The 26,928-nt window shown below is 45.3% G+C and carries 16 protein-coding genes; 12 read left to right on the forward strand and 4 right to left on the reverse strand.

What is annotated here, in order from left to right; genetic code table 11:
* Positions 1-2: 2 nt before the first annotated feature.
* Positions 3-212, forward strand: coding sequence for a hypothetical protein (locus GKD17_RS08105; protein WP_007838177.1), 210 nt, complete (start codon positions 3-5; stop codon positions 210-212).
* On the opposite strand, the gene GKD17_RS08110 is transcribed toward GKD17_RS08105, so the two are convergent.
* Positions 209-496 (reverse strand): chaperone modulator CbpM, encoded by a 288-nt coding sequence (locus GKD17_RS08110; RefSeq protein WP_007838178.1) that lies wholly within the window; start codon positions 494-496, stop codon positions 209-211. The two genes, GKD17_RS08105 and GKD17_RS08110, sit on opposite strands and share 4 nt — an antisense overlap.
* A 15-nt stretch (positions 497-511) precedes the next feature.
* Positions 512-1,483: a DnaJ C-terminal domain-containing protein gene (locus GKD17_RS08115; RefSeq protein WP_007838179.1), complete on the reverse strand. Its 972-nt coding sequence runs from the start codon at positions 1,481-1,483 to the stop codon at positions 512-514.
* Between the two features lie 46 nt (positions 1,484-1,529).
* Between GKD17_RS08115 and GKD17_RS08120 the strand changes: the two genes are divergently transcribed.
* From GKD17_RS08120 to GKD17_RS08135, 4 genes are all read left to right on the forward strand, one after another.
* Positions 1,530-3,539, forward strand: a complete 2,010-nt coding sequence (locus GKD17_RS08120) for a sensor histidine kinase (RefSeq protein WP_007838180.1) — start codon at positions 1,530-1,532, stop codon at positions 3,537-3,539.
* Between the two features lie 4 nt (positions 3,540-3,543).
* Positions 3,544-5,286: a bifunctional metallophosphatase/5'-nucleotidase gene (locus GKD17_RS08125; RefSeq protein WP_007838181.1), complete on the forward strand. Its 1,743-nt coding sequence runs from the start codon at positions 3,544-3,546 to the stop codon at positions 5,284-5,286.
* Between the two features lie 3 nt (positions 5,287-5,289).
* Complete coding sequence (locus GKD17_RS08130) at positions 5,290-5,628, forward strand: hypothetical protein (protein WP_007838183.1); 339 nt, start codon at positions 5,290-5,292, stop codon at positions 5,626-5,628.
* 131 nt (positions 5,629-5,759) lie between these two features.
* Positions 5,760-8,093 (forward strand): TonB-dependent receptor, encoded by a 2,334-nt coding sequence (locus GKD17_RS08135; RefSeq protein ID WP_007838185.1) that lies wholly within the window; start codon positions 5,760-5,762, stop codon positions 8,091-8,093.
* A gap of 88 nt (positions 8,094-8,181) precedes the next feature.
* Here the strand turns inward: GKD17_RS08135 and GKD17_RS08140 are convergent, their stop codons facing one another.
* Complete coding sequence (locus GKD17_RS08140) at positions 8,182-10,293, reverse strand: KamA family radical SAM protein (RefSeq protein ID WP_007838186.1); 2,112 nt, start codon at positions 10,291-10,293, stop codon at positions 8,182-8,184.
* A 319-nt stretch (positions 10,294-10,612) separates the two neighbouring features.
* Between GKD17_RS08140 and GKD17_RS08145 the strand changes: the two genes are divergently transcribed.
* From GKD17_RS08145 to GKD17_RS08160, 4 genes are read left to right on the forward strand one after another with little or no spacing between them, the layout of a single operon-like run.
* The gene (locus tag GKD17_RS08145; protein ID WP_007838188.1) at positions 10,613-13,924 is read left to right on the forward strand and encodes an MGH1-like glycoside hydrolase domain-containing protein; all 3,312 of its coding nucleotides are present in this window, start codon (positions 10,613-10,615) and stop codon (positions 13,922-13,924) included.
* A gap of 51 nt (positions 13,925-13,975) precedes the next feature.
* Positions 13,976-16,732 carry a glycoside hydrolase family 78 protein gene (locus GKD17_RS08150; protein ID WP_007838189.1) on the forward strand — a complete coding sequence of 919 codons (2,757 nt, stop codon included), beginning with the start codon at positions 13,976-13,978 and terminating at the stop codon, positions 16,730-16,732.
* Positions 16,733-16,788: 56 nt separating this feature from the next.
* A complete protein-coding gene (locus GKD17_RS08155; RefSeq protein ID WP_007838190.1) occupies positions 16,789-18,129 on the forward strand; it encodes a glycoside hydrolase family 28 protein in 1,341 nt (446 codons plus the stop codon).
* An 8-nt stretch (positions 18,130-18,137) separates the two neighbouring features.
* Complete coding sequence (locus tag GKD17_RS08160; RefSeq protein WP_007838191.1) at positions 18,138-19,478, forward strand: alpha/beta hydrolase family protein; 1,341 nt, start codon at positions 18,138-18,140, stop codon at positions 19,476-19,478.
* 461 nt (positions 19,479-19,939) lie between these two features.
* Here GKD17_RS08160 and GKD17_RS08165 read toward each other — a convergent pair whose 3' ends face one another.
* Entirely contained in the window at positions 19,940-23,077 is a 3,138-nt protein-coding gene (locus GKD17_RS08165; protein ID WP_007838193.1) for an ATP-binding protein, read from the reverse strand.
* A 315-nt stretch (positions 23,078-23,392) separates the two neighbouring features.
* Here GKD17_RS08165 and GKD17_RS08170 point away from each other — a divergent pair, with 315 nt between their 5' ends.
* The 3 genes from GKD17_RS08170 (at position 23,393) to GKD17_RS08180 (ending at position 26,756) form a co-directional block, all read left to right on the forward strand.
* The gene (locus tag GKD17_RS08170) at positions 23,393-24,229 is read left to right on the forward strand and encodes an AraC family transcriptional regulator (protein WP_007838194.1); all 837 of its coding nucleotides are present in this window, start codon (positions 23,393-23,395) and stop codon (positions 24,227-24,229) included.
* 92 nt (positions 24,230-24,321) lie between these two features.
* Positions 24,322-24,912: a DUF417 family protein gene (locus tag GKD17_RS08175; RefSeq protein WP_007844979.1), complete on the forward strand. Its 591-nt coding sequence runs from the start codon at positions 24,322-24,324 to the stop codon at positions 24,910-24,912.
* A gap of 320 nt (positions 24,913-25,232) precedes the next feature.
* Entirely contained in the window at positions 25,233-26,756 is a 1,524-nt protein-coding gene (locus tag GKD17_RS08180; protein WP_007838197.1) for a Do family serine endopeptidase, read from the forward strand.
* Positions 26,757-26,928: the final 172 nt, after the last annotated feature.

The following is a 26,928-nucleotide window of genomic DNA, read 5'->3' on the forward strand; positions in this document are numbered from 1 at the left end:
AAATGAAAAAACAAAGAAAGAGCGGAACAGCCCATTACTTTTTCTTGGTATATATAATAAAAGAGGAGAAAATCAGTGATGCTCGGTTCGGCACTCCTGCTTATTGTATAGAAACAACGGTAAAAACAGGAAGAATATTTAAAATAAATGAACTGTGCCGGAAAGAGAAGTGGGTGCTGTTTTCACTTTCCCTCTCCGGACACGGAATTTAGCGGTAGAATCCCAATTCGTTTCTCAATGAACGCACTTCCTGTTGCAAAAGTTCTATACGTTCCAGCATGTGGTGGATGGCGTCGATTCCTGCAATATTGATGGACAAGTCATAATATAAATGCGTGTAACGCTCCAGCTCCGCTAGTTGGGATGCGGGGAGGTAGCGTTCCTCGTCAATCACCCGGACTTCGATCAGTCCGTCTTCTTCCAGTTCCGTAATGAACGACGGGTCCACATGGCAACGGTCGCAAAAATCGTTGATAATAATTAAATCGCTCTGCATAATCCTTCTCTTTTTTTAATTGCTACTATCTTTTAATTGGCGGAACAACTCTTTCTGATGTTCGGTAAGGTTGCTAGGAATGGTGACATTATAAGTTACTATCAGATCGCCAAATTTGCCTTCTTCCTTGTAAACAGGAAAGCCTTTGCCTTTCAAACGGACTTTGGTTCCGTTCTGGGTTTCAGGTTTTACTTTCAGTTTTACCTTGCCGTTCAGTGTGTCCACGGTTTCTTCACCACCCAGTACGGCGGTGTAGAGGCTAAGCGGAGCATCGATATATAAATCATTCCCCAGACGTTTGAATACAGGATCGTCTGGAATGACAAAGGTGATGTACAGATCGCCTGCAGGACCACCGTTTACTCCCGGTGCACCATGACCACGCAATTTGATAGTCTGTCCGTTGGCTATACCTGCCGGAACAGTGATACGTATGTTCTTTCCGTTTACATTAAGCACTTGTTTGTGTGTTTCGGCGGCTTCACGCAATGAAAGTTGTAATTCAGCATTATAGTCCTGTCCACGGAATCCGGCACTTCGTCTGCCGTTTGCACCGCCACGATGTCCGAACAGTTCTTCAAAAAAATCAGAGAAGCCACCTGTGCTGCCACCGAAATGTGCACCGCTGAATTCTTCTCCTCCATTGCCGGAATACCAGTAACTGCCGTTACCGTCCGTACCGAATCCGCTTCCGGCTCCGCCAAATCCTCCGAATCCACCGGCTCCTCCATATTGTTGCTTTTGTTTTTCAAATTCGTCGGCATGTTTCCAGTGTTCACCGTATTCGTCGTATTTCTTACGTTTTTCCGGGTCACTCAGTACTTCGTTGGCTTCATTTATCTCCTGAAACTTATCTTTGGCCCCAGGGTCATTCGGATTCAGGTCAGGATGGTATTTGCGGGCCAGCTTACGGAAAGCCTTCTTGATATCATCTTGGGTGGCGCTTTTGTCCACTCCCAATACTTTGTAATAGTCTATGTAAGCCATATTATATATTTGTTAAATTTCATCTGCTTTAAGGGAAACAAAATACATGCCAATTGGTTGTGTTCTGTTTTTATTTTATTATCTTTGCAGCGAATTTTTAGAAATTATTCTAAAGGAAATGAGGGGATTGGCAATCATATTCAGGTTTTTTATGCTATTAGTCCTGCTGCTTCCTGTGGTTGCTCTGTGTCCTGTGAAGGCGGAAACAACTCTGGAAGGGCCTATCCTTATTGTCACTTCTTATAACCCCGAAACTCGTAGTATTTCTGACAACCTGTCTGCTCTTATGGATGAATACCGACAGCGTGGCGGCAAGTATACTCCGATCATAGAGAGTATGAACTGCAAGAATTTGTCCGAGGCTTATCTGTGGAAATCGCGTATGGCCTCCATCCTTGGTAAGTATAAAGGGAAAAACCGTCCGTCACTGGTTATATTGCTGGGGCAGGAGGCATGGTCGGCTTATATTTCACAAGACACGGAGATAGCTAAAAAGACTCCGTCCATCTGTGGTATGGTCAGTGTCAACGGACTGGTATTGCCTGATGATAGTATCGACACACGGGTATGGGAACCTGAAAGTAAGAATATTTATACGGATTTCGGCGATTATAATATTGTTGCCGGTTATGTATATGAATATGATGTCGATAAAAACATAGAGTTGATGCGTCGCTTTTATCCTGATATGCGCCGTGTGGCATTTATATCGGATAATACCTATGGCGGGCTGTCTATGCAAGCCTTGGTTAAAAAGGAGATGGAGAAGTACCCTGATTTAGAGACGATTTGGCTGGACGGTCGTACGGAAACCTTTATGGAAGTGAGTGAAAGGATGCGCAGATTGCCTCAAAATACGTGTGTATTGTTGGGAACATGGCGTGTGGACTGTACGGAGAGTTATGTTATTGGTAATACGACTTATATGCTGCGTGATGCGAATCCTACCCTGCCTGTGTTTACTATCGCATCTGTGGGATTGGGACATTGGGCATTGGGAGGATATACTCCCGAATACCATGCGGTAGGAAAGAATATAGGCGCGGTTACTTATGATTTTTTGGATAAAGGAGATAGAGAAGGGGTGGACTTGGTGACTATTCCCGGAAACTATACTTTTGATATAAAGCGTTTGCATGAATTCAAATTGGATTCATTGAATCTTCCTCAGGGAGCGGTGTTGGTGAACAAGACTCCTTCGCTTTATGAGCAGTATAAATATTGGGTCATAGGGGTTGTTTCGGCGTTCATGTTCCTGATAGTCTGTTTCTTGATAGCCATATATTATATTATCCGTATCAACCACTTGAAACATCATCTAGAAGTGTCTGGCGAGGAGTTGTTGGTAGCCAAGGAGAAAGCGGAAGAATCCAACAGGCTGAAGACAGCTTTTCTGGCCAATATGAGCCACGAGATACGCACTCCGTTGAATGCTATTGTGGGATTTTCCAGCGTGTTGGTCAGTGATGATTCCTCTCCTGCCGAGAAGGCGCAGTATTGTGATATCATTCAGAAGAATTCCGATTTGTTGTTGCACCTCATAAATGATATTCTGGACATCTCGCGCATGGAATCCGGAAAAATAAAATTCGTATGGGAGGAATGTGATGTAGTAGAGTTGTGTCAGACGGCTTTGTCTACAGCGGAGTATGGACGCAAGACCAGCGCTTTGTTTCTGTTCGAAACTCCTGTAGCTTCGCTGGTTATCAAGACGGATGCCCAGCGCCTGAAGCAAGTATTGATTAATTTGTTGTCCAATGCCGCTAAATTTACCCCGTCCGGTTCTATTAAATTGGCGATTGCCATAGACAAACAGCATCAACAGTTGGAATTGTCTGTGTCGGATACCGGTTGCGGTATTCCGTCCGATAAGAGCGACAGGGTTTTTGAACGTTTCGAGAAATTGAATGAATATTCCCAAGGTACGGGGCTGGGATTGGCCATCAGCAGGCTGATAGTCGAGAATTTGGGAGGTAAGATATGGGTGGACAAGGATTATACCGAAGGCGCCCGGTTTGTATTCACGCATCCTTTAACTAAAAAAGAAAAAGAATAGAGATATGAAATATAGAATATGTATCAGCGCCCTGCTGTTGTGGGCGGGTATGCAGGTGTCTGCATCCAATAATCAGAAAGAAGTGGTTATCAAGATTATAGAAACCAGTGATGTGCACGGGAATTTCTTTCCGTATAACTTTATCGAACGGAAAGAATGGAGTGGAAGTCTTGCCCGTGTTCATTCCTTTGTGAAAGAGCAGCGTGAGAAATATGGGGATAATTGCCTGTTGATGGATAATGGGGATATCCTGCAAGGTCAGCCTACAGCTTACTATTATAATTTTATGGATACCGTGTCTACCCATGTGGCGGCGGATATGATGAATTATATGGGATGTGTGGTAGGCAATATGGGTAATCATGACGTAGAGACCGGGCATGCGGTGTACGACCGTTGGATAAAACAGTGCGATTTTCCGGTACTGGGGGCTAACATTATAGACAATGCCACCGGAAAACCTTATCTGAAACCCTACGAGGTGTTGGAGCGTGACGGAGTGAGGATAGCGGTTCTGGGTATGATTACTCCGGCCATTCCTTCATGGTTGCCGGAGAAGTTATGGAGTGGCCTGCATTTTGAGGAAATGGAGCCCTGCGCACGTAAGTGGGTGAAGATTATAAAGGAAAAAGAGAACCCCGATGTCATTGTGGGATTGTTTCATGCCGGAAAGTCGGGCAACGTGTTGGGACAGGTGGTGGAAGATGCCTCTATGGATGTTGCCAAACGGGTCCCGGGCTTTGATGTGGTGCTGATGGGGCACGACCATACAAGGGAATGTGTAAAGGTGCAGAATGTGGCAGGAGACAGTGTGTTGGTCATTGATCCGGCAAACAATGCCAATGTGGTTTCGGATGTGACCCTGACCGTAACAAAGAAAGACGGGAAAGTGGTGGCGAAGTCGGTGGAGGGCAGATTGGCGGATATGAATAAGTATCCTGTCAGCCAGGAGTTTATGGATAAATTCGCTCCTCAATATAAGGCTGTAAATGACTTCGTATCCCGTAAAATCGGTACTATTTCACGTACCATCACAGCGAAGGATGCTTATTTCGGTTCTTCTCCTTTCATAGACCTGATTCATCAGTTGCAATTGGAAATTTCGGGTGCTGAAGTGTCCTTCTGTGCTCCGTTGTCCTTCCGGGCAGAGATTAAAGAAGGAGACATCTATGTGAGTGATATGTTTAATTTGTACAAGTACGAGAACATGCTGTATGTGATGGAACTCTCGGGCAAGGAAATTAAAGATTTCCTGGAAATGGCATACGCCATCTGGACTAATCAGATGAAGAGTCCCGAGGACCACCTGATGCTTTTCAAGGAGCCGGTAGAGGAGGGAAAGCGTGCTAATTTCAAGAATTTCAGCTTTAACTTTGATTCTGCCGCAGGTATTAATTATACGGTGGACGTGACCAAGCCGGCAGGAGAGAAAATCACGATTCAAAGCATGTCGGACGGGACTCCCTTCAGTATGGATAAGGTTTATAAAGTGGCTTTGAATTCTTACCGTGGGAACGGTGGCGGAGATTTATTGACCCTTGGAGCAGGAATTTCCAAGGAAGATTTGGCAAAACGTATTATTTTTGCAACCGATAAGGATTTGCGTTATTATCTGATGCAATATATTGAGCAGGAAAAAGTGCTGCATCCTCATGCCATGCACCAGTGGAAGTTTATTCCGGAGGAATGGACTGTGCCTGCCGCAAAAAAAGACTATCAATTGCTGTTTGGCGAGGAAAAGAAATAATAGTTGAGCAAGAGAAGGTACATAATAGCCCCGTTATTACTGCTGACGCTGTTTTTAACGTATCAGGTAAGCATCACCTTGTTTACCCACGTTCATATTGTGAACGGGGTGATGATTGTGCACTCTCATCCTTCGTCCGGCAAACACCATACGCATACCACAGGACAGGTTATTTCTATTGCTCATCTGAGCACTATTCATACTTTGGAGGCCGAGGTTCAGGCCGAGATGACTGTATTCCGTCCTTTGTTGTATGTTTTGGAATATAAGATAAATACTTTCCGCGCGAAAGCGCTTTGCGCGCAATGTATCCATTTGCGCGCTCCTCCTTTTCATTGCTGAAACAAAGGTATATCTGTTGATGGAATACATTCGGGCAATCCCTTTAACAGATGGGAATGTGTTTTTGCCATAGGGCTACACACATTCTTTATTGAATAAACCGAAACATTTTAGTAATAGAAAAAAAATAGATGAAACAATATATTCTGTTACTCGTGCTCATGGTGATGAGTGCGGGTATCAATGCGTATGCAGAAGATGTAAATCCTGTGAAGGAAGGCAATGTGATTTCAGGTCATGTAGTGGAAAAAGGCACGGAGAACAGCCTTCCGTATGCTGCCATATTGATTGTGGAAACCGGGCAGGGTACGGTGAGTAACGAGGACGGTGAGTTCCGTTTCAAGAAGGTTCCGGCAGGAAAGTACACATTGAGGGTTCAGCTACTGGGCTATGAGACACAGGAAAAGAAAGTGACCGTCAGTAACGACTTCACGGTAGATGTTCATTTTTTGATGAGTGATGAAAGTATTATGACGGACGAGGTGGTTGTATCGGCCAATCGCAATGAGACAAGTCGCAAGGTGGCTCCGGTGGTAGTCAATGTGATGAATGCCAAGCTGTTCGAATCGGTGAACTCTACCGATTTGGCTAAATCCTTGAATTACCAGTCGGGGCTGCGTGTGGAGAACAACTGCCAGAACTGCGGCTTCCCTCAAGTACGTATCAATGGGCTGGAAGGACCTTATTCGCAAATTCTTATCAATAGCCGTCCGGTAGTCAGTGCTCTGTCCGGTGTATATGGCTTGGAGCAGATTCCGGTGAATATGATAGAGCGTGTAGAGGTTGTCCGCGGAGGAGGGTCGGCCTTGTTTGGTGCTAATGCAGTGGGCGGAACCATCAATATCATCACGAAAGACCCCATCAACAATTCATTTCAAGTTTCTTCAACAATGTCCAATATGAACGGCAAGGTGTGGGAACAGTATATGGGAGCCAACGCCTCTTTGGTGTCAAAAGACAATACATATGGCATCGCTTTGTATCAGTCTTATCGGAACCGTAATCCGTATGATGCGGACGGGGACGGTTTCTCGGAGTTGGGAAAGCTGAACATGAATACGTTCGGGCTGCGTACCTATTACCGTCCTACGCAGTTCAGCCGTATCAGTCTGGAATATCATACCACGAATGAGTTCCGTCGCGGAGGGAATAAATTTGATTTGCAGCCGCACGAAACGGATATCACCGAACAGACTAAGCATGTCATCAATAGTGGCGGATTGAGTTATGATCTGTTTTGGAAAGAATACAAGCATAAGCTTTCTTTCTATTCTTCCATCCAGCATACCGACCGTAACAGTTATTATGGTGCGCAACAGGATGCGAATGCATACGGAAAGACGAAAGACCTGACTTGGGTGGCAGGTGGCATGTATGTGGGTAATTTTGAGAAAGTTTTATTCTCTCCTGCTACTTTTACCGCCGGGTTGGAGTATCAGAACAACTCCCTGCACGATGTTATGACCGGTTATCACCGTGATATGAAACAGGATGTGCGTATTGCCAGCGCTTTTGTGCAGAACGAATGGAAAATGAATCAGTTTGTATTCCTGGCCGGGTTCCGTCTGGATGACCATAACCTGATTGACAATCCTATCTTCAGCCCCCGTCTGAACCTGCTCTACAAACCGAGTGACAAACTACAGGCACGTATTACCTGGTCTACCGGTTTCCGTGCGCCGCAGGCATACGATGAGGATTTGCATGTTACCGCAGTAGGAGGTGAGGGCGTGCTTATCAAGTTGGCGGAAGGGCTGAAACCGGAGCATTCCAACAGCATCAGCGGCTCCATTGACTGGACGGCGAATATCGGTCATTTCCAGACCAATTTGTTATTGGAAGGGTTCTATACCGGATTGGATGACGTGTTTGTTCTGGAGGATATGGGCCATGACGAGAACGGTAACAAGGTGAAGGAGCGTCGCAACGGTAACGGGGCACGTGTGTATGGCGTGAATCTGGACGGAAAGATTGCACATGGACGTGATGCGGCTTTACAGGTGGGCTTCACGGTGCAGCGCAGCGAATATACCGAGCTGGAGGCATGGAGTGAGAATCCTGAGGTAGCGCCGGTGAAGCGGATGCCCCGTACTCCTGACTATTACGGTTATTTCACATTGACATCTGCTCCGTTCAAGAATTTCGACTGCTCCTTGTCCGGTGTGTACACAGGCCGGATGCATGTGCCGCATTTCGCACCGACAGAGTTGCCCGAGGAATATATAGGACAATATATCGCTAAAGATGAAATGGTGCATACTCCTGATTTCTTTGATTTGAATGTGAAACTGAATTACACATTTGTATTGAATGACCATATCAAATTGCAGTTAAACGGTGGAGTACAGAATATTTTTAATGCTTTCCAAAAGGATTTGGACAAAGGTGGTTATCGTGACTCGGGTTATTTTTATGGGCCTACACAGCCTAGAACGTATTTTGTGGGGATCAAGATTACGAATTGAATAATCTGCTGATTTGTCAATGTGCTAATATGTCAATGGGGTACGCTTTGTTCCGCATGGCACATTAGCACATTGTCACATTGACAAATTAACAGATTGATTTATTACCAACTACTGACAAGTGACTATACTTTTCTGTAATCCGGAATCCCGGATCGGGATAATTATATAAGGGAAAGCGGTGTTCTGTTTCTCCTTCCATATATTTCCACAGACTGGCATATTCTTCTTTCTTCTCGCCCATTTCCTGCAATTGCAGCATATATTGCCAGATAGACTTGTTTTCCTTGATGTATATTTTTTCCATCTGATGAATAATCGGACTATGCTGGCGGGTTGGGTCATGGTCAAATTCCAGTATCCGTTTTCCCTCTTTTGTCATACCGATAGTTACGAAAGTCATGCTCTTGCCTATACCCGGCAGGTTCAGTACGCTGCGGTCTGTTGCTACGAAAGGAATCTGATGGAAGGTGCAGAAACGCTGTACGGCTGCCGCACGGTCTTTACAGTTTCTCAACAGGTTCAAAAACTCCTTTTCTTGCTCTGCGGAAAGTTTTCCCCATCTTTTTTCCTCTTCTTTCTCCTGTAAGGAACGGCTGTTCGGTGTGAATACCGCATAGTTCTCTTCAAAACCTTTTACCGAGAAAGTGTAGTAACACAATACACCCAATCCGTTCAATACTTTGCGCAGCTTGGCGGTATGTCCGCGACGGGAAGCCGCCACATTATATACTAGCTGGTTGGTGATAGTCCACCCGGCTGCCAGTATCTTGCGGATAGCTTCACGCGCTTCGGGTGTTACTTCCAGTGGAGTCTGGAAATGCGTTTGAATCAGAAATTGTCTGACCCCTACGGCAGATGCCTTTTCTTTGAACTCACGTAAGATATCCAATAGTTCGTCATTGATTCGCATGGGCAGATATACCGGGAGCCGGCTGCCCAGGCGTACTCGTTGCAGTTCCGCATATTTCTCTCCTTCGGCGCGGTGCAGGTTTGCGTTTCGTTTGCGGACAGCCATTTTGTAGACGGCTTCCAATATATTGCGCAAGGTCTTGTTCTGGCTCATCAATGCATCGCCTCCCGTAATCAGGATATCCCTGAGCTGAGTGTCGTTCTCGAAATATTCCATCAGTTTTCTCAACCTCTTGTCCCAGCTCTCTTTCGGTTTCAATTCCTCGAAGTTGAAGTTCAGACGTTCACTTTGGAAGTCGTACATGCGCTGGCAGGATGCACACAGGCCGCCGCATGCACGTCCCATCGAGTCGGGGATAAGAATGGCCACATCGGGATAACGGCGGTGAATGTTGTGTCCGTCCGGCAGCAGCCATCCTGCAGCGTTAGGCTTTCCGTCCTCCACAGCATCTTCTTTTTCCCATGCGTGGATGTTACCGTATGTTTCCACCAGTTGGGGAGAGTACAGAATATAGCTTCGTATGGCTGTATCATCATATCCTTTCCCCGTAGGATTCAACAAAGACAGATAGTAAGGGGTGATAAAGACAGGCATTCCTTTCTTGCGTGCTTTGTGATAAAGCTGCAAGGTCTCTTCGGATAGGGAGTTGCCTAGCATTCGGTTCAGTTCGGTAGGGCTTTTTATGGCCATTGCCAGATGAAAACGGGCTTCGTTCCACCATTGGCAGACCAGCTGGCGTTTGTCCTCTTCCGTGCTTCCTTCGGGAAAAAGATAGCGGCTGGAGGGCGTGTGTCTGTTTTCTATTTTCTGGATAAGAAGGGAGATAATACGCTCTTTGTTTTGTCGGCGGATAGCCCGGACATCCTCATTCAGTCCGCTGGGCCAGCGTTTCATCCATTGTTGCACTTGTTTTTCATCAGGTAGTTCCTCCTCTTCGTGATAAAGCCGGTCAAACTGGTGATACAGGTCAATCCATAAATCAACGGAAATCTCTTCATTGATGATACTATTCGTTAAAAACTTCCAAAGCAGTGAGATGGTTTCTATTTTAATCTCCTGTTCTGTAGAGGCTTCGTAAATGGTTTTTCCATCGTTATCTATCAGTCTTTTAATTTGCCTTGCGGCAGCAGGATTGTAAATAGGACCAGATAATAGATAATCGTTCAGCTTGTTTTTGAAAGCTGTTTCATCCTGGCTTTCTGAAGCCAATGAAGTGAGTTGGGTTAATCGGGTTTCGAATAGTGTTTTAATGCCATGGGTGGATAACATCTTATTCTTTTGTTTCATAAGCAAACGGTTGTTAAAAAAGTGAATACTATAAATAACATATTTCTCGTAGAAAAGTTATCAAACTGTTAACTTCATGCTGCTAAGATAGTAAAAAAGCTTCTTTTATGCAAATTCCTTAACAAAAAGACGTTTTTTATAAATAGCATTATTTTATAGAGTACATTTGCTTTGTGCTTTCGTCTTTTTTTAAAGCCCGGAGCTTTTATCGGGAAACGAAGAAATTCGTAATTTTGTAGAGCTTTGCTTGTTTGCAGGCCAATCAAGCTGAAGAGAAACCTCATTTTAATAGATGGAAAAACAACATAGAAGTAAATAAATGGAACTGAAACAACTTTTTACCTTTGCAGCAGCCTGTTCGCTGGCACTTTCGGTGTCGGCTCAAGATAGAGTACACTATACAGGCACAGAGCTGTCTAACCCTACCTATCATGACGGACAATTATCACCTGTGGTAGGAGTACACAATATTCAGGTGATGCGCGCCAACCGGGAACATCCTGCACCCGATAACGGCAATGGATGGACATACAATCATCAGTCCATGTTGGCTTATTGGAACGGACAATTCTATATGCATTATCTTTCCGATCCATCAGACGAGCATATTCCTCCCTCACAGACTTTCCTGATGACTTCAAAAGATGGATACCACTGGACAAATCCGGTGACTCTTTTCCCTATCTACCGGGTTCCCGATGGCTATACCAAGCCCGGACGCACAGACAAGGCGAAAGATCTGGATGCCATCATGCATCAGCGTGTAGGCTTCTATGTATCAAAAAGCGGCAGATTGATAGCTATGGGAAACTATGGCGTAGCTCTGGACAAGAAAGATGACCCGAATGACGGGAACGGAATAGGCCGTGTGGTTCGCGAGATTAAGAAAGACGGTTCGTTCGGTCCCATTTATTTCATTTACTATAACCATGCGTTTAATGAAAAGAATACATCCTATCCTTATTTTAAACGCAGCAAAGACAAGGAATTTGTAAAAGCCTGTCAGGAGATTCTGGACAATCCTCGTTACCGTATGCAGTGGGTGGAGGAAGCTGATCGTAATGACCCGTTGATTCCTTTACACAAAGAATACAAAGCGTATTGTGACTATACTTTGCCCGACGGTCGTTTGGTAAGCTTGTGGAAACATGCCCTGACTTCCATCAGCGAGGATGGTGGAAATACGTGGGCGCAACCGGTGGAACGTGCGAAAGGCTTTGTTAACAGTAATGCGAAGATTTGGGGGCAGCGTTTGAGTGACGGTACATACGCCACGGTGTATAATCCTTCCGAGTTCCGTTGGCCGCTGGCTATCTCGCTCAGTAAGGACGGGCTGGAATATACGACCTTGAATTTGGTGCATGGCGAAATTACACCGATGCGTTACGGAGGTAATTATAAATCATTCGGGCCTCAGTATGTACGGGGTATTCAGGAAGGTAACGGAACTCCTCCCGATGGTGATTTGTGGGTGACTTACAGTGTGAACAAGGAGGACATGTGGGTTTCTCATATCCCTGTGCCCGTCCGCGCACATGCCAGTGCACATGCTGACGATAATTTTGCCAACTATAAAGATTTGAATGAACTGACCGACTGGAATTTGTATTCTTTGCAGTGGGCTCCCGTATCATTGGATGGAAAATGGTTGGTGCTGCAAGATAAGGATTTGTTCGATTATGCCCGTGTGGAGCGTAAGATACCTGCTACAAAAGAGCTTAAAGTTTCTTTCGAACTGATGGCGGAGCAGAACGATAAGGGCCTTTTGCAAATAGAATTCCTAGATGAAAACGGTATTGCCTGTTCTCGTTTGGAATTGACTTCCGACGGACTTTTCCGTGCCAAAGGAGGTGCGCGGTTTGGTAATTTGTTGAAGTATGAACCGGGCAAGACGTATAAGGTAGAAGTGGAGCTTTCTGTTGCTAACCGTATGGTAACCGTTTACGTGGATGGAAAGAAAGCAGGACAACGTATGTTCTTTGCTCCCGTTCCGGCCATTGAAAGAGTGATGTTCCGCACCGGAGCGCAACGGACTTATCCTACGGTGGATACCCCGGCAGACTGGTATGGCATTCTGCCGAATGCAGGTGAGCAAGAACCTTTGTGCACCTATCGTATAGCCAATTTCAAGACGACTTCTGCTGATAAGGATGCCGGTGCGGCTTTCTTGAAATATAAGGATTTCAAGCCCTACGTGGATTATTTCAACAGCATGGAGGATGAGAATATAGCCCAGGCTGTTCCCAATGCCCGCGCATCTCAATGGATGGAAGAAAACATACCTCTTTTCGAGTGCTCTCAAAAGAACTTCGAGGAAATGTATTATTATCGTTGGTGGACGCTGCGCAAGCACATCAAGGAAACTCCGGTGGGCTATGGTATGACCGAATTCTTGGTAAACCGTTCGTATGCCGATAAATACAATCTGATAGCTTGTGCCATCGGTCATCATATTTATGAGAGCCGCTGGTTGCGTAACCCGGAATACTTGAATCAGATTATCCATACTTGGTATCGGGGTAACGAAGGAGGCCCGATGGCCAAAATGACCAAGTTTAGCTCGTGGAATGCGGATGCGGTACTGGGACGTTACATGGTCGATGGAAACAAGGAATTCTTGTTGGATATGGTAAAGGATTTGGAAGCGGAATATGCCCGTTGGGAAAAGACAAACCGCCTGTCCAATGGACTTTACTGGCAGGGAGATGTGCAGGATGGCATGGAGGAATCTATCAGTGGAGGTCGTCGTAAGCAATATGCCCGTCCTACTATCAACAGTTATATGTATGGCAACGCCAAAGCGCTCTCTCTTATCGGCATCATGACAGGAGATGAGGGCATGGCCATGAAATATGGATTGAAAGCCGACTCCATTAAAACGTTGGTACAGGATAAGTTGTGGAACACAGACCACCATTTCTTTGAAACGATGCGTGGAGATGCGTCCGCCGAGGTACGCGAGGCTATCGGCTATATCCCTTGGTATTTCAATTTGCCGGATGCTTCTTCCCAATACGATGTGGCATGGAAGGAAGTGATGGACGAGAAAGGTTTTTCCGCACCTTACGGACTTACCACTGCCGAGCGCCGTCATCCTGAGTTCCGTACGCATGGCGTAGGTAAGTGTGAATGGGATGGGGCCATCTGGCCGTTTGCATCTGCACAGACTTTGACTGCAATGGCCAATTTCATGAATAATTATCCTCAGACTGTATTGACAGACAGCGTGTATTTCCATCAAATGGAACGCTATGTGGAGTCGCAACATCATCGTGGGCGTCCCTACATCGGCGAGTATCTGGATGAGGTAACCGGTTATTGGTTGAAAGGGGATCAGGAACGCAGCCGTTATTACAATCATTCTACTTTTAATGATTTGATGATTACCGGTTTGATAGGACTCCGTCCGCGCATGGATAACACAGTGGAGGTGAATCCGTTGATTCCCGAAGGAAAATGGGATTATTTCTGTTTGGATAATGTGTTGTATCATGGCCGTAACCTCACTATTTTGTGGGATAAGGACGGCAGCCGTTACCAGCGTGGAAAAGGTCTGCATATCTATGTGGATGGAAAGGAAGTAGGACATGCCGATACATTGACCCGTGTTCTTTGTGAGAATGTGCTATAATTTTGAATAAAGGGGATGTCTTAAGATAATAAATAGACTGTTGAAAGAAAAATGAATTACAGAAAATTCTTAATAGCCGCTTTGTTAGTTATGTCTTTCTCCGTGCAGGCGAAAGACATAACTATTACTCGCCTGACGTGTGAGATGCGCGAAGGAAGAGTGACCATCTCTGATGCCCCTCGTTTGGGATGGCAGATGAGTTCGCCGGAAAATGGCACGCGGCAGACTGCTTATGAGATAGAGGTTCGGGATGTATGGGCAGGAAAAGTAGTCTGGAACAGCGGCAAAGTAAAATCCGCTCGAAGCCAGTTGGTTTCTTGTGCGGATGCGGCCTTGGAGAAGGACAGGCATTATACTTGGCGTGTCCGTGTCTGGGATGAGGCTGATACGCCTTCGGCATGGAGTGCCCCCTCTGATTTCAGTATCCTGACTTCCGAAGCAGCTTTCGCCGGCAGTGAATGGATTGGGGCCATTACCCGTAAGGATGCCCGCATACCCGAAGGCCGGAAATATCATGGCAGTGAGCTGAAAAAGCCTGAGGCAAAGGCCGCTTGGGCTGCTGTGGATACTTTGGCAAAGAAAAGTATTTATCTGCGTCGCGAGTTCCATGTGGCAAAGAAAGTGAAAGACGCCACAGCGTATGTATGTGGCTTGGGCTTTTATGAATTTTCGCTGAATGGAGAAAAAGTGGGAGACAGCGAATTTGCCCCCCTTTGGAGCGACTATGACAAAAGTGTCTATTATAATACTTATGATGTCACCTCGCAAGTGAAGAAAGGCGGTAACGCTATCGGAGTCCTGCTGGGAAATGGATTTTACAATGTGCAAGGCGGCCGCTATCGTAAACTGCAAATCAGTTTCGGCGCTCCCACGCTTCGTTTCCGGATGGTGGTGAATTATGAAGACGGAACCAGTGAAACGATTGTTTCCGGAAAGGACTGGAAGTACGATTTCAGTCCCGTACTGTTCAATTGCATCTATGGCGGAGAAGATTATGACGCTCGCCGTGAGCAGAAAGGCTGGAACATGTTCGGTTTTAAAGAGCAGGATTGGCGTCCTGTCGTGATTCAGGAAGCCCCCAAAGGGGTGCTTCGTCCGCAGATAGCGCAACCGGTGAAGATTATGGAGCGTTATGATATCCGGAAAGTGACCAAGCTCACCGCTGAACAGATAACAGCTGCCTGCAAGTCAACCAAACGGACAGTAGATCCGTCTGCCTTTGTGCTGGATATGGGACAGAACCTGGCCGGTTTCCCCGAAATTACCGTCCGTGGAAAGAAAGGGCAGAAAATAACTCTGCTTGTATCCGAATCCCTGACGGATGAAGGAGCTTGCAATCAGCGTCAGACCGGCAGACAACATTATTATGAATATACCCTGAAAGGGGAAGGAGTGGAAACTTGGCATCCTCGTTTTTCTTACTATGGTTTCCGGTATATTCAGGTGGAAGGCGCTGTGCTGAAAGGGCAAAAAAACACCTTGCATCTTCCGGTGATCCAGAAGATACAATCGTGCTTTGTTTATAATTCGGCTCCTAAGGTATCCACATTCCAATGTTCCAATCGTATATTCAATGAGGCCCATCGGCTGATAGAGAAGGCGGTGCGAAGCAATATGCAGTCCGTGTTTACCGATTGTCCTCATCGCGAGAAACTGGGTTGGTTGGAACAAGATCATTTGTGTGGTCCCGGTTTGCTTTACAATTATGATTTGACAGGCTTTCTTCCTCAGACTCTTCAGAACATAGCCGATGCACAGCATGCCAATGGCGCGGTTCCTACCACTGCTCCGGAATATGTGGTGTTCGAGGGTCCCGGTATGGATGCTTTTGCCGAATCTCCCGAATGGGGATGTACCTTTGTGGTATTGCCTTTCATGTATTATGAAACGTATGGGGATGATTCATTGATTAGAAAATACTATAACGGAATGCGCCGTTACATTGATTATATGACTACCCGTGCCAATGATGGAATCGTTTCTTTCGGACTGGGCGATTGGTATGATTATGGAGATTTCCGGGCCGGATTTTCTCGTAATACGCCTGTTCCTTTAGTAGCTACCGCCCATTATTATATGGTTGTTCGCTATTTGGTGGAGGCGGCACGTATGCTGGATAATAGGTATGATGTAGCATATTACACTCATTTGGGTGAAGAAATTAATAAAGCATTCCATCGGGAGTTTTATCATAAGGATACTCGTCAGTATGGTACGGGAAGTCAGTGCAGTAATGCCCTGCCGTTGTTTCTCGGAATGGTTCCTGCCGAAGATAAACAGGCGGTACTTGATAACTTGGTAGCGGATATAAAACGTCATGGTAACCGGCTGACTACTGGTGATGTGGGAAATCGTTATTTGTTCCAGACACTAGCCCGTAACGGACTGAATGAGCTGATGTACACCATGCATAACCATGAAGAGGCCCCGGGGTATGGTTTCCAACTGAAATTTGGAGCTACCACGCTGACCGAGCAATGGGATCCGCGACAAGGTTCTTCGTGGAATCACTTTATGATGGGGCAGATTGATGAATGGTTCTTCAACTCGCTGGCGGGTATCCGCACCGTTGAGGGAAAACCGGGAATGAAGGAAATAGAAATACGTCCCCGTCCGGTAGGCGATTTGACATACGTCCGGGCTTCGACTGAAACTCTCTATGGAAAGGTTGCAGTAGACTGGACACGCGAGAATGGAGTCTTTACATTGAAAGTAACGATACCTGTAGGGTGTACGGCACGCGTATTCCTTCCCGATGAGAAAGAGCCGAAGATAGTGGAAAGCGGAACTTATTCTTTTAAGAAATAAACGCAGCTTTCATAGGAAAAGCCCCCTGGGGTGTTTGGTAAAACTAAAATCAACTAATGAACGATATGAATAAACGTACCTTTTTAAGTCTGTTGCTATGTGTTTGCAGTTTGTCTTTTCTGCATGCCGAGCGTGTGGATATGCAGCAAGCCGGTGCCGATATACAAGGCCGGAAATTAAACACGGCATTGATTAATTCTACCATCGACCGCTTGAATGCCAATGGTGGCGGAACACTCTTTTTCCCCGCAGGAACTTATCTCACCGGTTCCATCCACATGAAAAGTAATATTACATTAGAATTGGAAGCAGGAGCCACCTTGAAATTCTCGGAGAACTTTGACGACTTCCTCCCTTATGTGGAAGTGCGTCACGAGGGAATCATGATGAAAAGTTTCCAACCGTTGATTTACGCCGTGGATGCAGAAAATATTACCATCAAGGGAGAAGGAACTCTGGATGGACAAGGTAAGGCATGGTGGACTGAATTTTTCCGTGTACTGGTAGACCTTAGAGATAACGGCAAGAGAAACATCAACAAGTACCAGCCCATGTTCGAGAAGGAAAACGACCTGAAAGCCCTTTACGCTGAAACCAATGAAGACTGGCATGGCACACTGGACCGTCGCTTTTTCCGTCCTCCTTTCATACATCCCATCCGTTGTAAGAATGTACGGGTAGAGGGCGTGAAGATTATCAACTCTCCCTTCTGGACTGTAAATCCTGAATTTTGCGACAATGTGACTATTAAAGGCATTACCATCCACAATGTGCCTTCCCCCAACACGGATGGCATCAACCCCGAGTCTTGTAAGAATGTACACATCAGTGACTGCCACATTTCGGTAGGCGATGACTGCATCACCATCAAATCCGGACGTGACTTGCAAGCGCGTAAACTGGGCGTTCCTTGCGAGAATATCACCATTACCAATTGCACCATGTTGAGCGGACACGGTGGTGTGGTTATCGGCAGCGAGATGAGTGGGGGAGTGAAGAAAGTGACCATCAGCAATTGTGTCTTTGATGGTACAGACCGAGGGATTCGTCTGAAATCCACTCGTGGCCGCGGAGGCATTGTGGAGGATATCCGTGTAAGCAATATTGTGATGAGTAATATCAAGAAAGAAGCTATTGTTCTCAATCTGAAATATAGCAAGATGCCTGCCGAACCGAAGAGTGACCGCACTCCGGAATTTCGTAACATCTATGTTTCGGGTGTGACGGTCCGTGATGTGAATACCCCCATTATGGTGGTGGGCCTGCCCGAAGCGCCTATTACCGGTATTGTGATGCGTGATGTGTATATTCAGAATGCCAAGCAACGCTGTGTCTTTGAAGATTGTAAGGACTTGGTGCTGGATGATGTGTATGTGGATGGTAAAGAAATAAAATAGACTGCCCGATGAAAAAACAGATGCTTTTGTGCATGGCGGCACTCTCTTTTTCCGCTGTGTCTGCACAAACTTATGAAACCCGGTTCGCACGTCCGTTATCCGATGTGTTGAATGACGTTGCCGCCCGTTTCCAGGTCCGCTTGAAGTATGATATTGATACGGTGGGGCGTATCCTTCCGTATGCCGATTTCCGTATCCGTCCCTATTCATTGGAAGAAACCTTGACCAATGTGCTTTCTCCTTTCGATTATAAATTCGTGAAGCAAAGTGATACCGTGTACAAGTTGAAACCATACGAGTATGCACGCCGCACGGATGTTGATGGAGAAAAAATGTTGTCATATCTTAGTGGCTTGTATACTGATAAAGATCAGTGGGAACAGCGCAGGGAGATACTCCGAAAGGAAGTGCGCCAACGTCTGGGATTGGATGATATGCTGAAAGGAACAGTGAAGGATGCAAAGCCTATTCTCTCGAAAGTACGGAAATTCGATGGATATACCGTGCAGAATTTTGCATTGGAGACCTTGCCGGGGCTTTATGTTTGCGGTTCGGTTTATGCACCGCGTTCCAAAGGTAAACATGCACTTATTATTTGCCCCAATGGCCATTTTGGACAGGGACGTTACCGGAAGGACCAACAGCAACGTATGGCTACATTGGCGCGTATGGGGGCTATTTGTGTGGATTATGACTTGTATGGATGGGGTGAATCCGCCTTGCAGGTGGGTGCGGAAGCGCACCATACCAGTGATGCGCACACCATTCAGGCTATGAACGGATTGCTGATACTGGATGATATGCTGGCAAATCGTAAAGATATAGATCCTGCACGCATCGGCGTGAACGGTGGTTCCGGCGGAGGAACGCAGACGGTGTTGCTTACCGTTTTGGACGACCGTTTTACAGCTGCTGCCCCTGTGGTCAGTCTGGCTTCTCACTTTGATGGCGGTTGCCCGTGTGAAAGTGGCAAGCCCATCCAGCTGGCAGGTGGAGGAACTTGCAATGCGGAACTGGCCGCCCTGTTTGCTCCGCGTCCCATGCTGGTGGTTTCCGACGGAGGAGACTGGACAGCCACGGTTCCTCGTTTGGAATATCCTTACTTGCAACGCATCTACGGTTTTTATGGTGCGACGGACAAGGTGAGCAATGTACATTTGCCGCAAGAACGTCATGATTTCGGTCCGAACAAGCGGAATGCGGTTTATGATTTCTTTATAGACGTGTTCGGCCTTGACCGGAGAATGCTGGATGAAAGTAAAGTAACCATTGAATCGGAAAACGCATTGAAGAGCTTTGGTGAGAAAGGTGAGAAACTGCCAGCCGGAGCCTTAAGATATAAAGAATGATTTTGTCGTTTATTTATTAGGTTAAGAGTTAGTGTAGAATCTCCCTCTTGCATAGCCTGTGAAGGTGAGCAAGGGGGAGTTTTTTTTAGGTATGGGGGTTAATACTTTTTGTCGGGTATATCAGGTCTTGTCATGCGGACTGTTAAGTCTTTTTGTGCGGACTGTTACTATAGTCTTCGGCAGTGGACCGTACAGTCTGCTACAGTGGACTGTACGGTCTGCCGTAGTGAAACATACGGACTACTGTCGTAGTCTGTAAAAGGTAACCGTAAGAAATGCTTTAATGGTACTGAAAAAAAGACTTAATGGAGCTGAAGCGATGAATTAACTCTGCATTTATGTTATAATCATCTTTAATTCCCCATCCTTGTGGCGCTTTCGGTCGTTTTCTTGTTTATAGTTGCGGATTCAAACCGGTTTCTACATTGGATTTCAGCCGGATATAATGGAAGAAGCGGAGGTTATAATAAGATAATGCGTTTCTGTAATATGGCAGCAATCTGTTGTCTCAGTTGTGGGGCGCTGATGGGCTTGGCCATATAGCCGTCGAAGCCATTTTCCATAACCCGTTGTTCATCACTGGCATAGGCGAAAGCGGTAACGGCGATGATAGGCACATCCAAGGATAGTTTTCGTATTTCTCGGGTGGCCTCATAGCCATCCATCACCGGCATATTGATATCCATCAGAATTATCTGAGGATTATGGAGTTTATACAAATTGACCGCCTCTTTTCCATCCCAAGCATGAACCAGGTTATATTCTCGTTTCAAGATAGATTGGAACAGCCGGTAATTACTCTCATTGTCTTCGGCAACTAGAATGGTCAGCTTGTCTTTCTGCACGGAGATGGGCTGATGTTTGTCTTCCTTTTTGTTATCCACATCAGCGGGCTGGTAGGGAATGGTGAACCAGAAAGTGGATCCTTTTTCTTCCTCTGATTCTACGCCTATGTGTCCTCCCATGTGCTCTACAATCGTCTGGCAAATGGATAATCCCAGTCCTGTACCCTGTACAAAAGAGTTCAGTTTGACGAAACGTCCGAATATGGAGTTCACTTTGTCGGCTGGAATGCCGCAACCGGTATCTTTAACATAGAAATAAAGTTCTCTGCCGCATAGTTTGTAGCCGAAGGTGATGCTTCCTTGTGAGGTAAACTTGCTGGCGTTGTTCAGCAAATTATTCAAAACTTGCATCAGGCGGTTCTTTTCTGTCTTTATGGGGCAAGAGGGGAGTCCTTTGTGTGCAATCAGTTGAATGCCACAGGTTTCCGTCCGGTAACGGACCACGCTCTCTATTTCGGAAAGGATATCATTCAGTTCCACGTTGGAATAACTGAAATCCAGTGTGCCGGCCTCTATTTTCGATAAGTCCAGTATGTCGCTGATTAATTGCAGCAGTAACGTATTGTTACTTTCAATGATATTGATATATTCCTGTTTTTCCTGTTCCTCTTCTGCAGTAGCAAGGATGTTTGAGAAACCGATGATAGCATTTAGCGGAGTGCGTATTTCGTGGCTCATATTGGCAAGGAAAGCGGACTTCAGCCGGTTGGATTCTTCCGCGCGGTCCTTGGCTGAAAGCAGTTCGTTTTCCATTGTTTTCCGTTCGTTGATAATCAGTGAGGAACCGACTAAAGTCAGCGGCTTTCCGTTTTTGTCTCTTGTTTCTACGGCTGCTTGTGCTTCTACCCAGTCTATTTTCCAATGTTTTCCATCATTGGCCAGTACACGGTACTCTTCTTTCACTTTCTCTATTTTTCCGTCTGCCAGGTCGCGGTAGGCCTGTATCACGCGTGGACGGTCTTCTTTGATAATTTTGGCGAAATATTGTTTGTCCGATACGCTCAACTGATCTTCGCTGATGCTGCCCGGCATGGCTGCCATGGCAATGGGGCGGTTAAGGTCGCACAAGATGGTATGGTCTTTCAAGTTCCATTTCCAAGGTACAATGTTGGCTACTTCCAGTGCCATGGAAAGTTTATGGTTCGTGGCGCTTAGCATTTGCTGTGCATTGTGCAACTCGGTGCTGTCCATGCAGAACACATCGACCATATCCGGTTCGGTGGAGCAATTCAGGACAACATCATAGAAGGTGTTGACGGTTTTAAAATAATATGGGAATGTGATCGATTTCTTTTCTTTCAAGGTGATACTCATGAAATGGGTGAATTCCGGTAAAGATTCGGGAAAGATTTCGGAGGCCCTTTTCCCTATTATATCGGATTTTTTAAAAAAACATCGTTCGAAATAACGGTTGACATCCTGATAAATGCTGTCTATAATATTTCCTTCTTTATCCCATATTACTTGTTCCTTCATGTAAAGAATCGGCATATTATCCACCAGGTTGATATATTGTGCGTTTGTTTCTATTTCATTTTGTTGGGCTCGTCTCAGGACTTTCAGCATCTGAATGCGTTTTTGTTGTGTTACAGCCATCAGTGCGAAGGCCATGAGCACAATCAGGATAAACCATTTGTATTTGTTCAGAAAGTGGACAGGCTTGTCATAGAAAATGGTGTCATCGGGGCATCGCTTGGGGTCGAGCCCTTTATTTATGAGTCTGGTATAGTTGAAGGTGGGGTGTGCTTCCTGAGGCTCATAGAAAGGAATGTCACTGGCTCTTTTTCCACCGAGGATGTCGTCAATTGTTTTCAATAATTGCTTGGTGAAGGCTTGTTCATTGTACATGTATCCTCCTACCATACCTCCGTCGTCCATACCTGCATAGCGGATGGTGAAAAGAGGGGCGGAGATGCTGGAAATGCTTCTGTAAGCGTTTATCAGAAAGCTGTCCGAGGTGAAGGATTCGGTGAACCAAGTGGATACCAGAATGCCTGTAGTCTTGTCTGCCTTACGTACAGCATTATATAACTGGTGCAGAGTATTGGTGCGTGAAGAGATGTATTTATATTCCAGTTGCGGATATTTTGTTTGGATCAATTCCCGCAGTCGTTGGTCATATTCGGGATTTGGATAAATCCCGTCTCCCAAAAAGATGAGTCTTTTCATGCCGGGAATCATTTGCAGCATCAGTTCCACACTTTCTTCCAGATAGATAGGGGTATGCATGTAGGTGAAATTGTATTCTTGGGCCAGTTCGCTCATGTGTGTCTTTTCTTTGGGAGTGACTGTATCTCTCTGCCTGTAGAATATTTCAGGATACACATAGGGGTCTGCCCCGCAGACAATAGTAGGTACGGTACCCCATAAAGCTTGTATCTCTTCTCTGAAAATCAGACTCATGCTTCCTACAAATACCAATAGACGGGGAGGGGTGGAGCCATATCTTGAGGAAAGTGTTTCTGAAAACTTTTCTATTTTAGCAGAATCGCCTACCATGAATAAATTCAGATGTTCTATGTAGGCGTCTATATTTTTGGTTCCGGCTAGTTTATGGACAATGGGGGTGGTAATGCTGTTGCTCCATGGAGAAGATTCGTTATAGCTGTTTAAAATCAGCACATATTCTTCGTTCCCGGTACGATCCTGTGCATTGGCAGCTTCACAGGTGAATGAGAAGATGGTACATATATAGGTATATATCAGCAGCCATTGAATATAGCCTATACGGATTCTCCTACGATTTTTATCCATTATTGTTTTCTACTCTTCTTTAAATATATCGCTCTGATGCTTGTGATGAAACAAATGTACTATTAAATCAGGGAGTGGACGAAGAAAAATAAATGTTTAACAAATATTAAAAGAAACGCACTGAAGTGGGGAACTTCCTGTATGTCCAGGTGTGAACATTTTAAACGGGAACTTTGGCCAACTTATATGGCAATGATTTAAAATGCCGGTGAAAGGCAGGAAAAGAGGGAGGATGAGAAATATCTTTTGCGTTATCTCTTTTATATCTGAAGAAATAGCTTTATATTTATCCCCTCATCTTATTTTAAGGTAGTTATGGAATATCACTTAAGTACTAAATTGAATGGAAATATAGCAATGACTTCCTGTTTCCATGAAAACTCCTTTTTGCAACGTGACGGGAGTCTTTATAAATTTATATGGGTGCGGCATGGAACGCTGGATGTGGAAGTGGATCATGTGGTGATGCATCTGGAAAAAGAGGAAATGATTTCGCTCACTCCTTTGCATCATGTGCAGATAAGGGGAGTGGACGGTGAATACCTCACTTTTTTATTCAATAGTAACTTTTATTGTATTTACGGGCATGACAGCGAGGTGTCTTGTAACGGATTCCTGTTTAACGGTTCTTCCCGTGTCATGCGTTTGAAGCTTTCGCCTTCCCAGTCGGCCCGTCTTGACAGTATTGTCGATATTTTCAGAGGGGAGTGTGAAATACAAGACAACTTGCAGGAAGAAATGTTGCGTATTATTCTGAAACGTTTCATTATCACTTGTACCCGCATAGCCCGTGAAATGTTTGATGTAGACCCGGGGCGTGAGAACACGTTTGATGTGATTCGTCAGTTTTATGTGCTGGTTGACAGTCATTTTAAGGAGAAGAAGCAAGTGCAGGATTATGCTGATATGTTGTGTCGTTCTCCCAAGACCATTTCCAATCTCTTTTCCCTTTACAGGCTTTCTTCTCCTTTGCGTGTCATTCATGAACGCGTGGATGCGGAAGCCAAGCGCCTGTTGCTTTATACGGGCAAGAGTGCGAAGGAAATCAGTGAGATTCTGGGATTTGAGGATTTGGCTACATTTAGCCGGTTCTTTAAGAAAATGAACAAGGAGAGCCTTTCGGAATACCGGAAAAGAGAGAAACGGGAATAATTGCCAACCTATATGGGGGAATTGCCATTTACTGGAGAGGGAAAACTGCCGACCTTTGCACCAGGAAGTTAAATCTTTTAATAATGAAAGCAATGATGACAAAATTAAAATCTCTGTTTGTTGCGTTTTTAACAATAGCAGCATCTGCCCAAAAACTGGGTATCAATCTTATCCGTGTGGCAATCCTTGTAATTTTTGTATGGATTGGCGGTCTGAAATTCTGGAATTATGAAGCCGAAGGAATTGTGCCTTTTGTGGCGAACAGTCCCTTTATGAGTTTCTTTTATACCAAGGACGCTCCTGAATATAAAGAATATAAGCTGAAAGAAGGCGAATTCGATGAAGCGAAGCACCAGTGGCATGAAGAGAACAATACTTATGGGTTTTCTCATGGATTGGGTATTTTGATTATGGGAATCGGTATCTTGACGTTTTTAGGTATCTTCTCTCCAAAAATCGGTTTGGTAGGGGCCGGACTGGCTATTGTCATGACACTGGGCACTTTGTCTTTCCTTGTGACAACGCCTGAGGTGTGGGTCCCCGATTTGGGAAGTGGCGAACAGGGGTTCCCTCTGCTGACGGGCGCCGGCCGTCTGGTCATTAAAGATACTGCTATTTTGGCAGGAGCTGTTGTTGTTCTTTCGGATAGTGCGAGAAGGGTATTGAACCAGTTGAAAAAGTAAAGTTAGAAAGACCGGTCACGGACATGCCCTTTTATAGGGGTGTATATGGATGTATTCCAGCGGGAGGCAAGTATTTCCTGCAAGACATAACTATCTATGAGGCAAGTTGTATCCTGTGTCATCTTGCTGTCTGTCAGCTATTGATAATGAATGCAAATTTGGCAGATTCTGCGGTTAACCCCTGTTAAGTGCTTATCTATCTGTGTTAAAAGAGGAAAAAAATCTCTGACAAACGGTACAACCGTACAATATTTGTCATTACATTAGCGTCAGAAATGTTAAACCAAACTTGAAATTAACAAATTAATAGATATTAAGTTATGAAACAAGCAACTAAAATGGTACTAGGCGCAGCAGCAATTGTAGCAGTCAGCGCAGGTGTAGCAGGAGTAACGACTTATTCTATGTTGAAACCCGAGCCAAACAAAAGCGTGGCCTTTAATGATGTGTTCCAACAAAATCCGAATACAAGACTTGCCGCGCTGGACGCCACCCAAATGCAACCGGTGGATTTGACTCAGGCAGCGGAAAATTCAGTGCATGCAGTAGTTCATATAAAGTCAACTCAAGAATCAAAAACTCAGACAGTTACCGTTCGTGATCCGTTCTATGATTTCTTTGGTGATATTTTTGGGAATGGCAGAGGCGGCGGTCAGCAGCGTCAGGTGCAGACTCCTGAAAGAGTGGGATTCGGTTCCGGAGTGATCATCTCGAAAGATGGATATATTGTAACGAATAACCATGTAATTGATAATGCTGATGTGATCAGTGTCAAACTGAATGACGGACGTGAATATAAAGGACGTGTAATCGGCACAGATCCCAGCACGGATTTAGCGTTGGTTAAAATTGAAGCGGATGAACTTCCCACTATTCCCGTAGGCGATTCGGAGGCTTTGAAAGTGGGCGAGTGGGTATTGGCTGTAGGTAATCCGTTTAATATGACATCTACAGTAACCGCCGGTATTGTGAGTGCCAAGGCACGTTCTTTGGGCGTATATAATCAAGGTGTGGAATCATTCATCCAGACGGATGCAGCTATTAACCAAGGTAACAGTGGTGGGGCATTGGTCAATGCAAAAGGAGAGTTGGTAGGTATCAACTCGGTGCTTTATTCACCGACAGGAGCTTATTCCGGATACGGTTTTGCCATCCCTACCAGTATTATGAAAAAGGTAATAGCCGATTTGAAAGAATACGGAACCGTTCAGCGTGCGGTATTGGGTATCAAGGGTACTCCGATTAATGATGACCAGCAGATGATGCCGGAAGAAATCAAGAAGAAAGTGAAGGAACTGGGTGCTACCGATGGTGTGCTGATAGCTGAGGTGATTGATGGAGGTTCTGCGGCTGGTAACTTGGAAGTGGACGATGTCATTATCGGTATTGACGGAAAACGTGTGAAGAACTTTGCAGAGTTGCAGGAAGGGTTGGCTAAACACCGTCCGGGTGACAAAGTAACCGTCAAGGTGTTGCGTGACAAGAAAGAAAAGGATATCGAGATGACTTTGAAAAATGCACAGGGAACAACGAAAGTGGTGAAGAGTGCGGGCATGGATATCTTGGGCGCAGCGTTCCGTGAAGTTCCTCAGGAATTGAAGAGACAATTGAACTTGGGATATGGTGTGGAAGTCACAGGTGTGACAGACGGTAAAATGAAAGCTGCCGGTATCCGTAAAGGCTTCATCATCCTGAAGGCAAATGGACAACCTGTCAAATCAGTAAATGATTTGGAAGATGTGCTGAAAGCTGCTACCCAGTCACCGGATCAGGTATTGTTCTTGAGCGGTATGTTCCCGTCAGGTAAACGTGCGAACTATGCAGTAGATTTGATACAGGAATAAGGATATTTTTAAGGTAGAAAGTTTCAATAGGTAAAGTTTAGAGGATGCACGGTAAGGGACACTTCCGTGCATCCTGATTTTATAGTCAAACAGGATTGATATGCTGGAAAGAAGCATTGTAAACGGAATTTCGGGGATGATGGGAACACAAGTTTGATTTTTAGTATGTTTT

The sequence above is a fragment of the Phocaeicola dorei genome (assembly GCF_013009555.1).
GTDB classification, from domain to species: domain Bacteria; phylum Bacteroidota; class Bacteroidia; order Bacteroidales; family Bacteroidaceae; genus Phocaeicola; species Phocaeicola dorei.